Annotated in this window: 15 protein-coding genes; 7 read left to right on the forward strand and 8 right to left on the reverse strand. The window is 59.4% G+C overall.

Annotated features, from left to right (window positions below; all coding sequences use genetic code 11):
• Window positions 1-43: 43 nt before the first annotated feature.
• Together queF and copI are read right to left on the reverse strand one after the other, a co-directional pair.
• The gene (gene queF / locus ACA074_RS18385) at window positions 44-874 is read right to left on the reverse strand and encodes an NADPH-dependent 7-cyano-7-deazaguanine reductase QueF (RefSeq protein ID WP_497677548.1); all 831 of its coding nucleotides are present in this window, start codon (window positions 872-874) and stop codon (window positions 44-46) included.
• A 61-nt stretch (window positions 875-935) separates the two neighbouring features.
• Entirely contained in the window at window positions 936-1,469 is a 534-nt protein-coding gene (copI, locus tag ACA074_RS18390) for a copper-resistant cuproprotein CopI (RefSeq protein ID WP_489880943.1), read from the reverse strand.
• A 169-nt stretch (window positions 1,470-1,638) separates the two neighbouring features.
• Here copI and ACA074_RS18395 point away from each other — a divergent pair, with 169 nt between their 5' ends.
• Window positions 1,639-2,319: a heavy metal response regulator transcription factor gene (locus ACA074_RS18395; RefSeq protein WP_187677537.1), complete on the forward strand. Its 681-nt coding sequence runs from the start codon at window positions 1,639-1,641 to the stop codon at window positions 2,317-2,319.
• Entirely contained in the window at window positions 2,319-3,668 is a 1,350-nt protein-coding gene (locus tag ACA074_RS18400; protein ID WP_497614977.1) for a heavy metal sensor histidine kinase, read from the forward strand. The genes ACA074_RS18395 and ACA074_RS18400 overlap by 1 nt, the downstream gene beginning before the upstream one ends.
• Before the next feature lie 53 nt (window positions 3,669-3,721).
• Here ACA074_RS18400 and ACA074_RS18405 read toward each other — a convergent pair whose 3' ends face one another.
• From ACA074_RS18405 to ACA074_RS18415, 3 genes are all read right to left on the reverse strand, one after another.
• Window positions 3,722-4,966, reverse strand: a complete 1,245-nt coding sequence (locus ACA074_RS18405; RefSeq protein WP_497677549.1) for a lipoprotein-releasing ABC transporter permease subunit — start codon at window positions 4,964-4,966, stop codon at window positions 3,722-3,724.
• 63 nt (window positions 4,967-5,029) lie between these two features.
• A complete protein-coding gene (gene lolD / locus ACA074_RS18410) occupies window positions 5,030-5,713 on the reverse strand; it encodes a lipoprotein-releasing ABC transporter ATP-binding protein LolD (protein ID WP_187677534.1) in 684 nt (227 codons plus the stop codon).
• A gap of 7 nt (window positions 5,714-5,720) precedes the next feature.
• On the reverse strand, window positions 5,721-6,971 hold the full coding sequence (locus ACA074_RS18415; protein ID WP_497677550.1) for a lipoprotein-releasing ABC transporter permease subunit: 1,251 nt from the start codon (window positions 6,969-6,971) through the stop codon (window positions 5,721-5,723).
• Window positions 6,972-7,065: 94 nt separating this feature from the next.
• Here ACA074_RS18415 and ACA074_RS18420 point away from each other — a divergent pair, with 94 nt between their 5' ends.
• The gene (locus ACA074_RS18420; protein WP_489880940.1) at window positions 7,066-7,647 is read left to right on the forward strand and encodes a PilZ domain-containing protein; all 582 of its coding nucleotides are present in this window, start codon (window positions 7,066-7,068) and stop codon (window positions 7,645-7,647) included.
• Between the two features lie 14 nt (window positions 7,648-7,661).
• Complete coding sequence (locus ACA074_RS18425; RefSeq protein ID WP_305438872.1) at window positions 7,662-8,384, forward strand: glycerophosphodiester phosphodiesterase; 723 nt, start codon at window positions 7,662-7,664, stop codon at window positions 8,382-8,384.
• A 42-nt stretch (window positions 8,385-8,426) separates the two neighbouring features.
• On the opposite strand, the gene sthA is transcribed toward ACA074_RS18425, so the two are convergent.
• Window positions 8,427-9,821: a Si-specific NAD(P)(+) transhydrogenase gene (sthA, locus tag ACA074_RS18430; protein ID WP_007984277.1), complete on the reverse strand. Its 1,395-nt coding sequence runs from the start codon at window positions 9,819-9,821 to the stop codon at window positions 8,427-8,429.
• 197 nt (window positions 9,822-10,018) lie between these two features.
• The gene (locus ACA074_RS18435; RefSeq protein WP_497677551.1) at window positions 10,019-11,068 is read right to left on the reverse strand and encodes an FAD:protein FMN transferase; all 1,050 of its coding nucleotides are present in this window, start codon (window positions 11,066-11,068) and stop codon (window positions 10,019-10,021) included.
• Window positions 11,069-11,121: 53 nt separating this feature from the next.
• Between ACA074_RS18435 and ACA074_RS18440 the strand changes: the two genes are divergently transcribed.
• Window positions 11,122-12,423 (forward strand): MFS transporter, encoded by a 1,302-nt coding sequence (locus ACA074_RS18440; protein ID WP_401272247.1) that lies wholly within the window; start codon window positions 11,122-11,124, stop codon window positions 12,421-12,423.
• Between the two features lie 165 nt (window positions 12,424-12,588).
• Here ACA074_RS18440 and ACA074_RS18445 read toward each other — a convergent pair whose 3' ends face one another.
• Window positions 12,589-14,052 carry a glyceraldehyde-3-phosphate dehydrogenase gene (locus ACA074_RS18445; RefSeq protein ID WP_187677529.1) on the reverse strand — a complete coding sequence of 488 codons (1,464 nt, stop codon included), beginning with the start codon at window positions 14,050-14,052 and terminating at the stop codon, window positions 12,589-12,591.
• Window positions 14,053-14,406: 354 nt separating this feature from the next.
• Between ACA074_RS18445 and mfd the strand changes: the two genes are divergently transcribed.
• The gene (gene mfd / locus ACA074_RS18450; protein ID WP_187677528.1) at window positions 14,407-17,856 is read left to right on the forward strand and encodes a transcription-repair coupling factor; all 3,450 of its coding nucleotides are present in this window, start codon (window positions 14,407-14,409) and stop codon (window positions 17,854-17,856) included.
• Between the two features lie 11 nt (window positions 17,857-17,867).
• A complete protein-coding gene (locus ACA074_RS18455; RefSeq protein ID WP_187677527.1) occupies window positions 17,868-18,434 on the forward strand; it encodes a CsiV family protein in 567 nt (188 codons plus the stop codon).
• Window positions 18,435-18,444: the final 10 nt, after the last annotated feature.

Raw genomic sequence — 18,444 nt, forward strand, 5'->3', positions numbered from 1 at the left:
CCTGCCATCACTGACAGGGCTTTTTCATTTCTGCCTGTAGGTCTTACTGGCGAACCAGACGGTGGTTCGGCAGTTGCAAACTCTCAGTGCTGCGATACGGGTTGATATCCAGCCCGCCACGACGCACATACCGCGCAAACACCGTCAACTTCTCCGGTTTCAGCAACTGTTGCAGATCGAGGAAGATCCGCTCGACACACTGCTCATGGAAGTCCGAGTGCTGGCGGAAACTGACGATGTACTCCAGCAGACTGGCATGATCCAGCGCCGCGCCGCGATATTCCACCACCACACTGCCCCAGTCCGGCTGACTGGTCACCGGGCAGTTGGATTTGAGCAAGTGGCTATGCACGCTCTCCTCCACAACCTTCGAATCATCACAACGCAGCAGTTCCGGACGCGGATGCTCGTAGTTGCTGACGCTGATATCCAGATCGTCGATGCACACACCCGGCAACGCCACGACACCTTCGGCTTCCACGTCTTTAAGACTGCGAACCCGCACGCCCACCGGTTTGCCGGCAGCGGCAGACAGATCCTTGACCAGCGTCGCTTCCAGGCTGGCAACATCAGCGAACGGCGTCTGGTTCAGCGAGTTCAGGTACAGCTTGAACGACTTCGACTCGATGATGTTCGGCGAATCCGCCGGAATGCTGAACTCGCCGATGGCCACCACCGGTTTGCCCGACGGCAACAGCCACGACAGTTCGAAGCAGTTCCAGAAGTCCACGCCCTTATAAGGCAGGGTGTCGGCGGTCAGGCCCAACTCGGCCCATTTCGCGGTGCGCGGGATCGGGAAAAGCAGAGACGGTGTGTACGTGGCGATGTATTCGCTGGATTTGCCCAGCGGCGAATGTTCGGCTGCGGGATGCATGGCGGAAACCTGACTGAATAATCAGCGGATTCTACCAGCCTTTGCCCGCGCCTTTGAGTGCTTACTGACTGACAGTCAGTTTGCCGACCATGCCCGCCTGATAATGACCGGGGATATTGCAGGCAAATTCCAGGCTGGTTGCTTTACTGAAGGTCCAGGTCAGCTCGGCGGTTTTGCCCGGCTCGACCAGCACACTGTTCGGGTCGTCATGCTTCATGCCATGGCCCATCGCAGCGTGATCCATGCCCGCCATATCGTGGGACATTTCTTTCATACCGGTAGGCGTGAGCATGCCACTTTGCTGCATATGCAACATTTCCTGCTGATGCTCGGCGTGCATCGCCGCGTCACCGAGGTTGAATTCGTGTAGCAATTGACCTTTATTCACCAGCACAAAGCGAACGGTCTCACCGGCCTTGATCTGAATGGTTTTCGGATCGAACGACATGTCGCCCATCACCACTTCGATGCTGCGCGTGGCGTTGGCCGCAGGCGCCGATTGGCCAAAGTCGTAGGTGTGTGCCGGCCCTGCCCAAACGGGCGAGCTCAGCGCCAGCAAACACGCGGCCAAGGCCAAAGGTTTACGCAAAAACATAGTCGTACTCCCACAAGATAAGGTTCAGCCTGTGGGAAACTCTAGCGCGCCTGCGCTGGCATCTACCTGACAGGCAGATTACAACTTTGTCAGGTTGGCATTTGTCGCCTGCTCTCACGTTATAAAGCCTGAGATCCTAAAATCGGAGTTCCTACACACCGAGTCGCCCATGAAACTGTTGATCGTCGAAGACCAAGCGAAAACCGGCCAATACCTGCGTCAGGGCCTGACCGAGGCCGGTTTCAACACCGAACTGGTGGCCGACGGCGACAGCGGCCAGCAATTGGCCCTGAGCGGTGATTACGCGCTGTTGATCCTCGACGTGATGCTGCCAGGACGCAATGGCTGGCAGATCCTGCAAGCGGTGCGCAGTGCCGGGCTCGATACGCCGGTACTTTTTCTGACGGCCAAAGACACAGTGGAGGACAGAGTGCACGGCCTCGAACTCGGTGCCGACGACTATCTGGTCAAACCTTTCGCCTTCTCCGAACTGCTGGCCCGGGTGCGCAGCCTGTTGCGCCGTGGCAGCGCCGTTGCTGTGGAAACCAGCCTGCAACTGGCCGACCTGCGCCTTGATCTGATTCGACGCCGGGTCGAACGCAGTGGCCAGCGCATCGACCTGACTGCCAAGGAGTTCGCCCTGCTGGAGATGCTTCTGCGCCGCCAGGGCGAAGTGCTGCCTAAATCGCTGATCGCCTCGCAAGTCTGGGACATGAATTTCGACAGTGACACCAATGTCATCGAAGTAGCCATCCGCCGACTGCGCCTGAAGATCGACGACGAATTCCCCAACAAACTGATCCACACCGTGCGCGGCATGGGTTACGTGCTTGAAGAGCGCTCAGCCTGATGCGCCGGTTGTCCCTGAGTTCGCGCCTGGCCTTGTTGTTTGCCGCTTGTACCGCCGTGGTTTCGCTGTTTGCCGGGGTGCTGTTCAATCGTGCCAGCGAGGCGCACTTCATCGAACTCGACCAGCAACAACTGGACAGCAAACTGATCGGCCTGCGCCGGGCCCTGCAGGATGTTCAGCCCAGTGAAAGCCAGGCACGACTGGCCGATGAGCTGAGCCGGCAGGCTGATCTTTCCCTGCGTATCACCGGGGCCCAGGGGCAGCGCTGGTTCGACAGTTCGCCCCGCATACCGCAAGACTTGCCGCGAAAAAATGGTCTGTCGACCATCAGCGATGACGGCGCCGACTACCGCGTTCTCAACGCCCCGCTCTACCCGGATAAAACCGACTCGCCACAATTGACGCTGTTACTGGACATCACCCATCACCAACACTTCCTGCAACGTATGCAGCATTTGATCTGGCTGACCGTCGGATTGTCAGCACTGGCCACCGCGCTGCTCGGCGCTTGGGCAGCACGCAGCGGTTTACGACCGTTACGGCGCATGAGCGCAGTAGCCCGTGGGATTTCGGCGCAGTCGCTCAATGCCCGACTGCCGGAAGCGCAAATGCCGCCAGAGCTTGCGGAAATGGCCCACAGCTTCAACGCCATGCTCGGACGCCTCGACGACTCGTTTCAGCGTCTTTCGGCGTTTTCGGCCGACATCGCCCATGAACTGCGCACGCCGTTGTCGAACCTGCTGACCCACACCCAAGTCACCCTCACCCGCCCACGGCCGATTGAGGATTACCGCGAAGCGCTGCACAGCAATCTCGAAGAGCTGCAATGGATGGCGCAACTGGTCAACGACATGTTGTACCTGGCCAAGGCTGATCACGGTTTGTTAATGCCCAAGCGTGAGCCATTGGAGTTGGCGGACGAAGCGGAGGCGCTGATAGAGTTTTTTGCGCCCTTGGCTGAGGACGCAGGGGTGACACTGACTCGTGAAGGGCATGCACGAATCGAAGGTGATCGCAGCATGTTGCGCCGGGCCTTGTCGAACTTGCTGGATAACGCGCTGCGGTTTACGCCGACTGAAGGTGTGGTGCGCTTATCAATCCTCGATCAAGCGAACGCAGTGCGAATATCCGTCGAGAACAGTGGTGAAGGGATTTCGGCAGACCAGTTACCGAGGTTGTTCGACCGGTTTTATCGGGCGGATCCGGCGCGGCAGGAAGGCAGCAGTGAACATGCGGGGTTGGGGCTGGCGATTACTCAATCGATTGTCCGGGCCCATGGTGGGCAGATTCATTGCGAATCGGCTGAGGGCTGGACGCGGTTTGTGATTGAGTTGCCTAAGGAAGACTGAGGCCAGCAGTACAGGCCCCATCGCGGGCTTGCCCGCGATGGCGTTTTCAGAGTTTACGAATATCTCAGCGCATGAGCAGGCTCGATCTTCGCCGCCCGCCACGCTGGATACACCGTCGCCAGGAAGCTCAGAATGAAACCGGCGGAGCAGATCAACAGCACATCACCGCCCTGCAATTCCGACGGCAGATTGCTGACGAAATACACATCCGAACTGAAAATGTGTTGCCCGGTCACCCGCTCAACCCAGCCCACCAGTTCGCTGACATTCAGCGCCGCGATCACGCCCAGCACGCCGCCAATCAACGTCCCGACAATCCCGATCACCGTGCCCTGCACCATGAAAACCGCCATGATCTGCCGGGGTGTAGCGCCGATGGTACGCAGGATCGCGATGTCCGCGCCCTTGTCGTTTACCACCATGATCAAGGTCGCGATGATGTTGAACGCCGCCACCGCGACGATCATCAGCAACAGCAGACCGATCATGGTTTTTTCCATTTTCATGGCGCTGAACAGGCTGCCCTGAGTGTGGGTCCAGTCGTCAGCCTTGAAGTCGGCACCGAGGCCGGCGGCGATGTCCGAGGAGACTTTCGGCGCGGCATACAGGTCTTTCACCGCCAGACGCACGCTCTGCACCTGATTCGGTTCCCAATGCTGCATTGTCGCAGCATCGGCCATGTGGATCAGGCCCATCGAGCCGTCCAGCTCAGCGCCGACCTTGAACACGCCGACCACGTTCAGGCGCTGCATGCGCGGCGTGATGCCGCCCGGCGCGGTGCTGACTTCCGGTACGATCAGGGTGATTTTGTCACCGACATTCAGACGGAAACGACGCGCGGTGATTTCACCGATCACCACGCCGAATTCGCCCGGCTTCAGAGCATCGAGACGCCCCTGAACGATGTGCTGGGCAACAATCGACACCTTGCCTTCCTGGGCCGGATCGATGCCGCTGATCTGGATCGGCTGCATCAGGCCTTTGTAGGAGAGCATGCCTTCCATTTCCGTGAACGGCACGGCGGCGGTGACTTCTGGGTTTTTCATGGCAGCGGCAGCCACGGGCTGCCAGTCATCAATCGGTTTGACGCCGACGATGGTCGCGTGCGGCACCATACCGAGGATGCGCGAGCTCATTTCACGCTGGAAGCCGTTCATCACCGACAACACCACGATCATCGCCAAAACGCCGAGGGCGAGGCCGATCATCGAGGTCATCGAAATGAACGAAACAAAGCGATTGCGGCGCTTGGCGCGGGTATAGCGCGTGCCGATAAAGATCGATAACGGTCTGAACATTCGCTGGGGCACCGTATAAAAATAAAAGACCCGACGCCTTTTCAGACGCCGGGTTTCAACCAATCAGATGGGCGTCAGGCAACCTTCCTGCAAGTGCAGGACGCGATCCATCTGGCGAGCCAGGTTCATGTCGTGAGTCACCACCAGGAACGCCGTGCGCATCGAGGTGCTGAGTTCCAGCATCAAATCCTGAATGCCCTGGGCGGTGTGGGAGTCGAGGTTGCCGGTCGGCTCATCGAGCATCACCAGACCCGGCTTGTTCACCAGGGCGCGGGCGATGGCCACACGCTGACGTTCACCACCGGACAGTTCCGCCGGCTTGTGCTCCAGGCGATGGCCCAGCCCTACCCGCTCCAGCAACGCCGTAGCGCGCTGACGGGCTTCCGGGATCGGCGTCGTGCCGATCAGCAGCGGCATGCAGACGTTTTCCAGCGCAGTGAATTCCGGCAGCAGGTGGTGGAATTGGTAAACGAAACCCAGTGCGCGGTTACGCAGCAGACCACGTTTCTTCTCGCTCAGGGCCGACAGCTCTTCACCGTCGAGCCAGACGCTGCCCTTTGTTGGCGTATCGAGGCCGCCCAACAGGTTGAGCAAAGTACTTTTGCCCGATCCCGAGGTGCCGACGATCGCCACACGCTCGCCCGGGTGCAACTCCAGTTGCAGACCGGCCAGCACTTGCACCGACTCCGGGCCTTCCTCGTAGGATTTGCCCAGGTTGCGGCAGCTCAAGATTGCTTTTTCACTCATGCCCGACTCACTCATAACGTAGCGCCTCCGCCGGCTGGGTGCGCGCGGCACGCCAGGCGGGATACAGGGTGGCGAGGAAACTCAAGATCAACGCAGCCGCGCAAACCATGACCACATCCTGGCTCTGCACCTGCGACGGAAGATAATCAATGAAATACACGTCAGCATTAAGGAATTTGTGCCCGATCAGCCCTTCGAGGGCTGAAATCGCCGCGCTGACGTTGAGCGCAGCGAGGATCCCGAGCACAGCGCCAATGGCTGTGCCGACTACGCCGATGACCGTGCCTTGCACCATGAACGTACGCATGATCGTCCCAGGCGTGGCGCCGAGGGTGCGCAGAATGGCGATGTCGCCCTTCTTGTCGTTCACCACCATCACCAGCGTGGAAATGATGTTGAACGCGGCCACCGCAACGATCAGCAGCAACAGTAGACCGATCATGGCTTTCTCCATGCGGATGGCCTGATACAGGTTGCCGTGGGTACGGGTCCAGTCGCGGGCGTAGTAATGGTCTTCGCCGAGCTGCTGGGCGATATTCCAGGCTACGCGTGGTGCCTGAAACAGATCATCGAATTTCAAACGGATGCCCTGCACCTGATCAGGCTTCCAGCGATGCATTTTCGCCAGATCCTGCAGGTTGGTGACGCCCAGATAACCGTCGAGCTCGCCGGCGCCGACATGGAAAATGCCGACCACGGTGAAGCGCTTCATGCGCGGGAACATCCCGGCCGGGGTCACACTGACCTCCGGTGCGACAAAGGTGATCTTGTCACCGATGCCCACGCCCAGCTTGGTCGCGGCCTTGTCGCCAATCACGATGCCGAAGCTGCCCGGCGTCAAATCGTCGAGTTTGCCCTGCTTCATGAAGTTGTCGATGATCGACACATTGCGCTCAAGCGCAGGGTCGATGGCGTTGAGCAACACCTTGGACACCTGACCGTTGTTGGTCAGCAGGCCCTGCATCTGGGTGAACGGCGCAACCGCCGTCACCTGCGGGTTCTGCTTGACCCGGGTGGCCAGGCTTTGCCAATCGTTGATCGGCTCAGTGGACTCGATGGTCGCGTGGGGCACCATGCCCAGCACACGGGTGCGCATCTCATGATCGAAGCCATTCATCACCGAAAGCACAACGATCATTACGACCACGCCAAGGGCGAGCCCGATCATCGAAGTCAGGGAAATGAATGACACAAAATGATTGCGACGCTTTGCACGGGTATAACGCGTGCCGATAAATACGAAGAGAGGTCTGAACATGTCGGGGCTTGTTCGGAGGGAAAAGGAACGTCCTTGTGGCGGGGGTCGATAACCAGCTTTACACTCAGACCACCGCCGCTACCATGGGTTCGCCATGTCGACATTAGATGAAGAAGATCGCCGCGAATACTACCGTATCGAGGACACGATCGCACTGGAAATTCGGCCCCTGTCCGCTCCCGAAGCCGCAGGCCAGGAAGTGTTGCAGGATGCTTCCCCACTCTTCAACCTGCTCAGCGAACTGCACCTGAGCGAATTCGAGTCGCAGCACCTGTTGCGCCAGATCAGCGAGCGCGACCGGGCCATCGCCGCGTTCCTGAAATCCCAGAACAAACGCATCGACCTGCTGAGCCAGGTGGTCGCGCTGACCGTGCTCGGCCATATCGGCGAACCGCAACCGGTGATCATCTCCGAAGGCGGGATCGACTTTCAGTATCCGACGCCAATCGCTACCGACGCGCATCTGTCGGTGAAACTGGTGCTGATGCCGCAAGCGTTGGGCCTGCTGTTGCGCGCACGCGTCACCCATTGCGACCGCAAGGGCGACGGCTATGACGTCGGCACCGAGTTCGAACACCTGACCGATGCCCAACGCCAACTGCTCGCTCGTTATATCTTGCAGAAGCAGGCCCAGGAACGACGTCTGGCCCGCGAACAGAACGAATCAGGCATTTAAATTAAGGAAGAACCGTGACCCTCATCTACGGCCACCGCGGCGCCAAGGGCGAAGCACCGGAAAATACCCTGAGCAGTTTTCAGGAATGTCTCAAGCACGGCGTGCGCCGCTGCGAACTTGACTTGCACCTGTCCAAGGACGGCGAGTTGATGGTCATCCACGACCCGACCCTCAAACGCACCACCGAGCGTCGCGGCAAAGTCGTCGAGCACAGCGCCGCCGAACTGGTGACGTACGACGCGCGCAAGGGCGGCCCGGGCTGGATCAAGCCGTGCCCGATTCCGACGCTGGAAGAGCTGTTCGAAAAGTGTGATTTCGAGCACTGGCAGCTTGAAGTGAAAAGCGCCTCACGCACCCGCGCCGCAACCACGGTGCTGGCAATTCGTGAAATGGCTCAGCGCCACGGCCTGCTGGACAAGGTGACAATCACCTCGAGTTCGCGCGAAGTACTGAAAGCTGCGCTGGATCTGGTGCCGGACGTGTCACGCGGACTGGTAGCCGAGTACGCCTGGCTCGACCCGTTGAAGGTCGCCCAGAGCTATGGCTGTGAGATTCTTGCGCTGAACTGGACGCTGTGTACGCCGGAACGCCTGCAGAAGGCGCAGCGTCAGGGGCTGCATGTGTCGGTGTGGACCGTCAACGAGCCTGCGCTGATGCGCAGACTCGCCGACTTCGGCGTTGACAGCCTGATTACAGACTTTCCCGGTTTGGCCACTGCCACCCTCGAGAATTGCTGAAATCGGTCTCCCCGGCCGGCTCAGGCCACCGGCCGGAGCCCGTCAAAAAAGCCGGTTGAGGCCATCGTACGCCGCTACCCGATAGGCTTCGGCCATGGTCGGGTAGTTGAACGTCGTGTTGACGAAGTATTTCAGAGTGTTCAACTCGCCCGGCTGGTTCATGATCGCCTGACCGATGTGCACGATCTCCGACGCCTGATAACCGAAGCAGTGAACGCCCAGCACTTCCAGGGTTTCACGGTGGAACAGGATCTTCAGCATGCCTTGCGGCTCGCCGGCAATCTGCGCCCGCGCCATGCTCTTGAAGAATGCCTTGCCGACTTCGTACGGCACTTTGGCCTGGGTCAGTTCCTGCTCGTTCTTGCCGATCGAGCTGATCTCCGGAATGGTGTAAATGCCGGTCGGCACGTCATTCACAAAGCGCCAGCTACCGTTATCAACGATGCTGCCAGCAGCCGAACGGCCCTGGTCGTGGGCGGCACTGGCCAGGCTCGGCCAGCCGATCACGTCGCCAGCACCGTAGATGTTCGGCACGCAGGTGCGGTAAGCCTCGTCGACTTCGATCTGGCCACGGCTGTTGACCTTGACGCCGATGTTTTCCAGACCCAACTGGTCGGTATTACCGGTACGGCCGTTGCACCAGAGCAAGGCGTCGGCCTTGATCTTCTTGCCGGACTTGAGGTGCAGGATCACCCCGTTGTCCACGCCTTCGACACGATCGTAGTCTTCGTTGTGGCGCACGGTGATGTTGTTGTTGCTGAAGTGGTAGCTCAACGCCTGGGAGATTTCCGAGTCGAGGAAGCTCAGCAACTGACCGCGGTTATCCACCAGTTCAACCAGTACACCCAGACCACTGAAGATCGAGGCGTATTCGCAACCGATCACGCCGGCGCCGTAAACGATCAATTTGCGCGGGGTGTGGCCGAGGCTGAGGATGGTGTCGCTATCGTAGATACGCGGATGGTGGAAATCGATGTCCGCCGGGCGATACGGGCGCGAACCGGTGGCGATGATGATGTGCTTGGCCACCAGCTTCTCGACCACGCCGTTGGCGCAGACCACTTCGATGGTTTGCTCATCGGCGAAGCTGCCGGTGCCGAAAAACACGTCGACGCGGTTACGGGCGTAGTAGCCGGTGCGCGAGGCGACTTGTTTGGAGATGACTTTCTCGGCGCTTTTCAACACGTCCGGGAAGGAGAACCAGCGTGGCTCGCCGATGGCCCGGAACATCGGGTTGGTGTTGAACTGCATGATCTGCCGCACCGAGTGACGCAGTGCCTTGGACGGGATGGTACCGAGGTGGGTGCAGTTGCCGCCGACCTGACGACGGCTGTCGACCATCGCGACCTTGCGCCCTGCTTTGGCGGCGTTCATTGCCGCGCCTTCTCCCGCCGGGCCGGAACCCAGCACCACCACGTCGTAGTTGTAGACAGCCATGCGTACTCCTCAGAACAGGCCGCGGTGCCAGCAGCACCTGCGGCTAAATCACGCCGAACGGCGGCGCGAAGGAACAATTGGGGGCCAGTGATGAACCCGGACACAGTCTATAGAAGCGTCAACGCCGCGCACATTAACCCTTGGTCGCGTCGTAGGCTACTTTTGCCTGCACTACAACGCCAGCTTTCGTATTGTCCTCAGTCAGTTTTTACGCCACTGAACCGCTCGAAAGCCTTGCTGGTGCGGATAACAAAACCTGTATCGGCACGAATCACAAAGAATGCACCAATGTCGTGTTTTTCGGCATAGTCCCAAGCCCTTTCAGGCCCGAGAATCAGCAACAGCGTCGATAGTCCATCGGCCATCAACGCTGAAGGATGAATCACCGTGACTGACGCAAGATCATGTAGGACAGGTGCGCCGCTACGCGCATCGAAGGTGTGGGAATAGCGCCGGCCATCTCGCAGGAAATAGTTGCGGTAATCGCCGGAGGTGGAAACGCCGTAGCCATCGACATTGATGATGCGCTCGGCGACTCGCTGATCATCGCGGGGCTCTTCCAAGGCAATGCGCCATGGTGAGCCATCGAGTTTTTTGCCCTTGGCCTTGAGCTCTCCCGTGGCTTCGGCGAGGTAATCGTGGATGCCCATGGCGTCGAGTCGTGCGGCAATCCTATCGACGGCATAACCGGCGGCAACGCTGTTGAAGTCGACTTCGACCGCGGCGTCCTTGCACAACTGATCGCCATCGATTCGCAGATGCTGATGACCGACCCGTTGCAGCACCTCGGCCAATGCAGCAGCACTTGGGACTTTTTCTTCGCGACCTTGCGGGCCGAAGCCCCAGAGATTCATCAGCGGTTCGACGGTGAGGTCGTAGGAACCTTCGCTTTGCTCTGACAGCTGTTCACCGATACGAACCAATTCGAGTACGGAAGCGGGCATCTTCTGACAACTGTTGGCGGGCAATGCGTTGAATTGCTCGATGTCCGAATCGCTGCGATAAGTGGACATATGCCGTTCGACTTCGGCGAGGATGCCCTCCACTTCGCGGCGAACTTGTGCAGGATCAGCAAGACCTGCATGACGTACGTATTTGATCGAATACGTGCTGCCCATGGTCGGACCGCCAATGCTCTCCATGGAGTCGCCATTGCCGCAGCCGGACAAGACGACCGCCAACACCACAACCCCCTGCCACCGTCCAGTTAACAATTCTTCATCTCCCCGCAAAAGCACGCCGGCCATTATGGGATACGAGCGAAACGCTTTCTTACAAGATTTAAAGTGAGTATCCAGAAATGTCTTCAACGACCGGCAAAGGCAAGGCGATTTTTCGCGTTGTCAGCGGCAATTTTCTCGAAATGTTCGACTTCATGGTCTACGGCTTCTACGCCACGGCGATCGCCAAGACTTTCTTCCCGACCGACAGCGCCTTCGCCTCCCTGATGCTTTCGCTGGCAACCTTCGGTGCCGGTTTCCTGATGCGCCCACTCGGCGCAATCTTTCTGGGCGCCTACATTGACCGCCATGGCCGTCGCAAGGGCCTGATCATCACTCTGGCGATGATGGCCGCCGGCACCGTGTTGATTGCCTGCGTCCCCGGCTACGCAACGCTCGGTGTCGCCGCACCCTTGCTGGTGTTGCTTGGCCGCTTGCTGCAAGGGTTCTCGGCGGGGGTTGAACTGGGCGGCGTCTCGGTTTATCTGGCGGAAATTTCCACGCCGGGCCGCAAAGGCTTTTTTGTCAGTTGGCAGTCCGCCAGCCAACAAGCGGCCGTGGTGTTCGCCGGCCTGCTCGGCGTCGGTCTCAACCACTGGCTGAGCCCGGAGCAAATGGGCGATTGGGGCTGGCGCGTGCCGTTTCTGATCGGCTGCATGATCGTGCCGGTGATCTTCGTGATTCGTCGCTCGCTGGAGGAAACCCCGGAATTCCAGGCGCGCAAGCATCGCCCTACTTTGCAGGAAATCGTCCGCTCGATTGGCCAGAACTTCGGCATCGTGCTCGCCGGCATGGCGCTGGTGGTGATGACCACGGTGTCGTTCTATCTGATCACTGCCTACACCCCGACTTTCGGCAAGTCTGAACTGCATTTGTCGGATCTGGATGCGTTGCTGGTGACGGTGTGCATCGGCCTGTCGAACTTCTTCTGGCTGCCGGTGATGGGTGCGGTGTCTGACAAGATCGGACGCAAACCCCTACTGCTGGCAGCGACGATTCTGGCGATTCTGACCGCTTACCCTGCCCTTTCGTGGCTGGTGGCGAATCCGAGCTTCAGCCATTTGCTGATCGTCGAGTTGTGGCTGTCTTTCCTGTACGGCTCGTACAACGGCGCGATGGTGGTGGCGCTGACCGAGATCATGCCGGTAGAAGTGCGTACAACCGGGTTCTCGCTGGCCTACAGTCTGGCTACGGCGACCTTCGGTGGTTTTACACCGGCAGCGTGTACTTATCTGATTCATGTGCTGGGCAACAAGGCTGCGCCGGGGATCTGGCTCAGCGGTGCGGCGGTATTGGGGTTGATTGCGACGCTGGTGTTGTTCCGGGGCAACAAGCATGAACTGCGCACTGCGCAAGCGGCTGTTGCTGGCGGCGCCCGATAGGACGCCATCGCGAGCAGGCTCGCTCCCACAGGGGATTTGTGAACGACAAAGATCCAGTGTGGGAGCCAGCCTGCTGGCGATGAGGCCGGAACAGGCAACAGAGATTTACCAGGCATAAAAAAACGCCCCGACCAAAGTCGGGGCGTTTTCATTTGCAGCTAAGGCTTAGCGCGGGAATGCTGGCGGGTTTACACCGGCCATGTCTTCCATCACGCGAACAACCTGGCAGCTGTAGCCGAACTCGTTGTCGTACCAGACGTACAGAACAACGCGGTTGTCCTGAACGATGGTCGCTTCAGCGTCGACCACACCGGCGTGGCGCGAGCCAACGAAGTCGGTGGATACCACTTCCTGCGAATTGACGAAGTCGATTTGCTTATGCAGATCGGAGTGCAGCGCCATGTAGCGCAGGTACTCGTTCATCTCTTCACGGGTAGCGGCTTTCTCAAGGTTCAGGTTGAGAATAGCCATCGACACGTTCGGCGTCGGAACACGGATCGCGTTACCGGTCAGCTTGCCGGCCAGCTCAGGCAGAGCCTTGGCAGCAGCGGTGGCAGCACCGGTCTCGGTGATTACCATGTTCAGCGCAGCGGAACGACCACGGCGATCGCCCTTGTGGAAGTTGTCGATCAGGTTCTGGTCGTTGGTGTACGAGTGAACGGTTTCGACGTGACCGTTGATGATGCCGAACTTGTCATTCACAGCCTTCAGCACCGGCACGATGGCGTTGGTGGTGCAGGAAGCAGCGGACACGATCTTGTCGTCAGCGGTGATTTCACCGTGGTTGATGCCGTGAACGATGTTCTTGAGTTTGCCTTTGCCAGGCGCGGTCAGAACAACGCGGTCGATACCCGGGCACGCCAGGTGCTGACCCAGGCCATCAGCGTCACGCCATACACCGGTGTTGTCCACCAGCAGCGCGTCTTTGATGCCGTACTGGGTGTAATCCACCTCGGTCGGGTTCTTCGCGTAGATCACCTGAATCAGGTTGCCGTTGGCGGTGATGGTGTTGTTTTCTTCGTCGATGGTGATGGTGCCGTTGAACGAACCATGTACCGAATCGCGACGCAGCAGGCTGGCGCGCTTGGTCAGGTCGTTGTCGGCGCCTTTGCGCACCACGATGGCCCGCAGACGCAGACCGTCGCCACCACCGGTTTTCTCGATCAGGATGCGCGCAAGCAGACGGCCGATACGACCGAAGCCGTAAAGTACAACGTCAGTGCCTTTGCGGGCCGAAGCGTTTTGCTGGCCAACCACGTCAGCCATTTCTTCGCGGACGAACTGCTCGGCAGTGCGGCCATTGGCTTCGTTGCGGAATTTGAACGCCAACTTGCCCAGATCCACCGAAGCCGCGCCGAGCTTGAGCTCGCTCATGGCTTTGAGCAGTGGGAATGTTTCGTGGACGGAGAGTTCGCTATCGTCGGAAGAACGATGGCGAGCAAAGCGGTGAGCTTTGAGAATCGCGATGACAGACTGGTTGATCAGGCTGCGGCCATAGATCGAGCTCACCACGTTGTTATTGCGGTAGAGCTGACCGATAAGCGGGATCATCGCTTCTGCGAGTGCTTCACGGTCGATCCATTCACCAAGACACTGGTCGGGCTTCTGAGTCACGGGAACCTTCCACATGTAGGGGCAGAAAAAAGGGGCTACATTATGCCGCCGCGAGCCTCTTGTAGCAATGCGCGCTTGTCGCGCAATCGGTAACAAAATTCCGTTCAAAAAAATTACGCCCCTCGCCAGCCCAGTAAAACCGGGGCCTCCAGCACAGTCAATTTTTCGACGACTGTTAGACGATGTCTGTAACCCTCCGTAACACCACCCCGTTTCGGCACTACATAACCCCAAAAAAAGTGCTCTTTTTTATGGTTACCACTACATTTTGCGCAAACAGTGAAGATAGACGCAGTCTGCAACTGACAGGCAGCATCGGACGCCGCTACAATTACCGACTTTGTCGCAACGCCTGGAGCTCAACCTTCCGTGCCTGTTCTGCGTCTACCGCTTCTCCCTGCCGAGGCAGGTAAACAGCACTGGGGCAATCTGCCCGGTGCCGCCCTGAGCCTGGCGATTGCCGAGGCTGCCAGCGCTGCCAAGCGCTTCACCCTGCTACTGACCGCCGACAGCCAGAGTGCCGAACGGCTGGAACAGGAGCTGAGTTTCTTCGCCCCGGATTTGCCCGTTCTGCATTTCCCCGACTGGGAAACCCTGCCGTACGACCTGTTTTCGCCGCACCAGGACATCATTTCCCAGCGCATCGCCAGCCTGTACAGGCTGCCGGAACTGGCGCATGGCGTACTGGTGGTGCCGATCACCACGGCCCTGCATCGTCTGGCGCCGACCAAATTCCTGCTCGGCAGCAGCCTGGTACTGGACGTCGGCCAGAAGCTCGATGTCGAGCAAATGCGTTCGCGACTTGAAGCCAGTGGCTATCGCTACGTCGACACCGTTTATGAGCACGGTGAATTCACGGTTCGCGGCGCGCTGATCGATCTCTTCCCGATGGGCAGCAAGCTGCCGTATCGCATTGACCTGTTCGATGACGAAATCGAAACCCTGCGCACCTTCGATCCGGAAAACCAGCGCTCCATCGACAAGGTCGATTCGGTCAAGCTGCTGCCGGCACGTGAGTTCCCGCTGCAAAAAGATGCGGTCACTCGCTTCAAGGCGCGTTTCCGCGAGCGTTTTGACGTCGACTTCCGGCGCTGCCCGATCTTTCAGGATTTGAGCAGCGGTATCACCCCGGCCGGTATCGAGTACTACCTGCCGCTGTTCTTCGACGAAACCTCGACCCTGTTCGATTACCTGCCCCAGGACACGCAAGTGTTCTCGCTACCGGGCATCGAACAAGCGGCAGAGAACTTCTGGAACGACGTGCGTAACCGTTATGAAGAGCGCCGCGTCGATCCATCGCGTCCTCTATTGCCTCCTGCGGAATTGTTCCTGCCGGTGGAAGACTGCTTTGCACGACTCAAGAACTGGCCACGCGTAGTTGCCAGTCAGCAGGACGTGGAAACCGGGGTCGGCCGCGAACGCTTCCCGGCGCAGGCACTGCCGAACCTGGCAATCGAAGCCAAAGCCACACAACCGTTGGCGGCACTTTCGACCTTCCTCGACGAATTCCCTGGCCGCGTATTGTTCACCGCCGAATCGGCGGGCCGTCGCGAAGTCCTGCTGGAGTTGCTCGAACGCTTGAAGCTGCGGCCGAAAACCGTCGACAGCTGGCCGGACTTCGTCGCGAGCAAGGATCGCCTGGCGATCACCATCGCCCCGCTCGACGAAGGCTTGATGCTCGACGATCCGGCGCTGGCACTGGTCGCGGAAAGTCCGTTGTTCGGTCAACGCGTGATGCAGCGTCGTCGCCGCGAGAAGCGTGCCGACGGCAACAACGATGCGGTGATCAAGAACCTCACCGAGCTGCGTGAAGGCGCACCGGTGGTGCACATTGACCACGGCGTCGGTCGTTATCTGGGCCTGACGATTCTGGAAATCGACAATCAGGCTGCCGAGTTCCTCACGCTCGAATACGCCGAAAACGCCAAACTCTACGTGCCGGTCGCCAATTTGCACTTGATCGCCCGTTACACCGGCAGTGACGATGCGCTGGCCCCGCTGCACCGCCTCGGCTCCGAGACCTGGCAGAAAGCCAAGCGCAAAGCCGCTGAACAGGTGCGTGACGTCGCCGCCGAATTGCTCGACATTTATGCCCGCCGCGCCGCTCGCGAAGGCTATGCGTTCGCCGACCCGAAGGCCGACTACGCAACGTTCAGCGCAGGCTTCCCGTTCGAAGAAACCCCGGACCAGCAGTCCACCATCGAAGCCGTGCGCGAAGACATGCTCGCGCCGAAACCGATGGATCGTCTGGTCTGCGGCGACGTTGGTTTCGGCAAGACCGAAGTGGCCATGCGTGCGGCGTTCATCGCCGTGCACGGCGGCCGCCAGGTGGCGATTCTGGTGCCGACCACCCTGCTCGCTCAGCAACACTACAACAGCTTCCGCGACCGCTTCGCCGACTGGCCGGTGACCGTGGAAGTGATGAGCCGCTTCAAATCGACCAAGGAAGTAAATGCTGCAATCGCTGATCTGGCAGAAGGCAAGATCGACATCGTCATCGGCACGCACAAGCTGCTTTCCGACGATGTGAAGATCAAAAACCTTGGCCTGGTGATCATCGACGAAGAACACCGCTTTGGTGTGCGCCAGAAAGAACAGCTCAAGGCCCTGCGCAGCGAAGTCGACATCCTCACCCTGACCGCTACGCCGATTCCGCGCACGCTGAACATGGCGGTGTCGGGCATGCGCGACCTGTCGATCATCGCTACGCCGCCGGCCCGACGCCTGTCGGTGCGCACCTTCGTTATGGAACAGAACAAGAGCACGGTCAAAGAAGCCCTGCTCCGTGAACTGTTGCGTGGCGGTCAGGTTTACTACTTGCACAACGATGTGAAGACCATCGAGAAATGCGCCGCCGATTTGGCCGAACTGGTGCCGGAAGCGCGGATCGGCATCGGTCACGGGCAGATGCGCGAGCGCGAACTCGAACAGGTGATGAGCGACTTCTATCACAAGCGCTTCAACGTGCTGATCGCCTCGACCATCATCGAGACCGGCATCGACGTGCCGAGCGCCAACACCATCATCATCGAGCGCGCCGACAAGTTCGGCCTGGCGCAACTGCACCAGTTGCGCGGTCGCGTGGGGCGTAGTCACCACCAGGCTTACGCGTACTTGCTGACGCCGCCGCGCCAGCAAATCACTTCGGACGCGGAAAAACGTCTGGAGGCGATCGCCAATACCCAGGATCTCGGCGCAGGTTTCGTGCTGGCCACCAACGATCTGGAAATCCGTGGCGCCGGCGAATTGCTTGGCGATGGCCAGAGCGGCCAGATTCAGGCTGTGGGCTTCACTTTGTATATGGAAATGCTCGAGCGCGCGGTGAAGTCAATCCGTAAGGGCGAGCAGCCGAACCTCGATCAACCGCTCGGCGGTGGCCCGGAGGTCAACCTGCGGGTTCCGGCACTGATTCCGGAAGACTATCTCCCGGACGTCCACGCCCGTCTGATCCTGTACAAGCGCATCGCCTCGGCCACCGATGAGGAAGGCCTGAAGGATCTGCAAGTGGAAATGATCGACCGCTTCGGCCTGCTGCCGGAACCGACCAAAAATCTGGTGCGCATCACGGCCTTGAAACTGCAGGCCGAACAGCTGGGCATCAAGAAGGTCGATGGCGGCCCGCAAGGTGGCCGCATCGAGTTCGCCGCACAGACGCCGGTCGACCCGATGACCCTGATCAAGCTGATCCAGAGCCAGCCCAAACGCTACAAATTCGAAGGCGCCACGATGTTCAAGTTTCAGGTGCCGATGGAGCGCCCGGAAGAGCGCTTTAATACTGTAGAGGCGCTGTTCGAGCGCCTCATTCCGAAAACTGCTTGAAAGGACGCCGCATGCGCCTGTTTCGCTCACTGACTTTGCTACTGACTTTGGTAGCACCCACGGCATTTGCCGATGACACGTATCAGGTCGAAATGATTCTGGTCCGTCAGAACGCTGTACCCGCCATTGTCAGCCGCGCCGCGCCGGAAGACTGGGCCGCCGGCGCACAACGACTTGGCGATGAAACCAAGCGCACGCCCGCACTGGGTGAAGTTGCCGCAAAACTCACTGCCAGCGGGGAGTACAGCGTGTTGATGCACAAGGCCTGGCAGCAAACCCTTGGCGAAGCACCTGCGAAAGTAGCGGTCAGCGACGGCCAGGAACAGTTCGGCCAGTTCCCGATCGAGGGCACGCTTGAGATGAAACTCGGGCGTTTCACCGACGTGGCTGCCGACTTCTGGGTCAATCAGATCGACAGCAACGGTATGGTCACCGCCAGTGAGCGCCTGAAACAGGACAGTCACACCAAAAACGGCCAACTCAATTATCTCGACAACGGCCACCTGGCCCTGCTGATCAAGATCACTTCCCTGACGGCGCCTGCGCCACGGGAAGCGCCTGAAGCCATTCCGGACTGACCGAAGTCCT

The organism is Pseudomonas sp. LBUM1655 (assembly GCF_059716085.1).

Excerpts from the sequence above, each read along its gene's own strand:
- ACA074_RS18400 (WP_497614977.1), top strand. The coding sequence starts at position 2,319 with ATGCGCCGGTTGTCCCTGAGTTCGCGCCTGGCCTTGTTGTTTGCCGCT.
- ACA074_RS18405 (WP_497677549.1), bottom strand. The coding sequence starts at position 4,966 with ATGTTCAGACCGTTATCGATCTTTATCGGCACGCGCTATACCCGCGCC.
- ACA074_RS18440 (WP_401272247.1), top strand. The coding sequence starts at position 11,122 with ATGTCTTCAACGACCGGCAAAGGCAAGGCGATTTTTCGCGTTGTCAGC.
- ACA074_RS18435 (WP_497677551.1), bottom strand. The coding sequence starts at position 11,068 with ATGGCCGGCGTGCTTTTGCGGGGAGATGAAGAATTGTTAACTGGACGG.
- copI (WP_489880943.1), bottom strand. The coding sequence starts at position 1,469 with ATGTTTTTGCGTAAACCTTTGGCCTTGGCCGCGTGTTTGCTGGCGCTG.
- queF (WP_497677548.1), bottom strand. The coding sequence starts at position 874 with ATGCATCCCGCAGCCGAACATTCGCCGCTGGGCAAATCCAGCGAATAC.
- ACA074_RS18415 (WP_497677550.1), bottom strand. The coding sequence starts at position 6,971 with ATGTTCAGACCTCTCTTCGTATTTATCGGCACGCGTTATACCCGTGCA.
- lolD (WP_187677534.1), bottom strand. The coding sequence starts at position 5,713 with ATGAGTGAAAAAGCAATCTTGAGCTGCCGCAACCTGGGCAAATCCTAC.
- ACA074_RS18395 (WP_187677537.1), top strand. The coding sequence starts at position 1,639 with ATGAAACTGTTGATCGTCGAAGACCAAGCGAAAACCGGCCAATACCTG.
- ACA074_RS18420 (WP_489880940.1), top strand. The coding sequence starts at position 7,066 with ATGTCGACATTAGATGAAGAAGATCGCCGCGAATACTACCGTATCGAG.
- ACA074_RS18445 (WP_187677529.1), bottom strand. The coding sequence starts at position 14,052 with ATGTGGAAGGTTCCCGTGACTCAGAAGCCCGACCAGTGTCTTGGTGAA.
- sthA (WP_007984277.1), bottom strand. The coding sequence starts at position 9,821 with ATGGCTGTCTACAACTACGACGTGGTGGTGCTGGGTTCCGGCCCGGCG.
- ACA074_RS18455 (WP_187677527.1), top strand. The coding sequence starts at position 17,868 with ATGCGCCTGTTTCGCTCACTGACTTTGCTACTGACTTTGGTAGCACCC.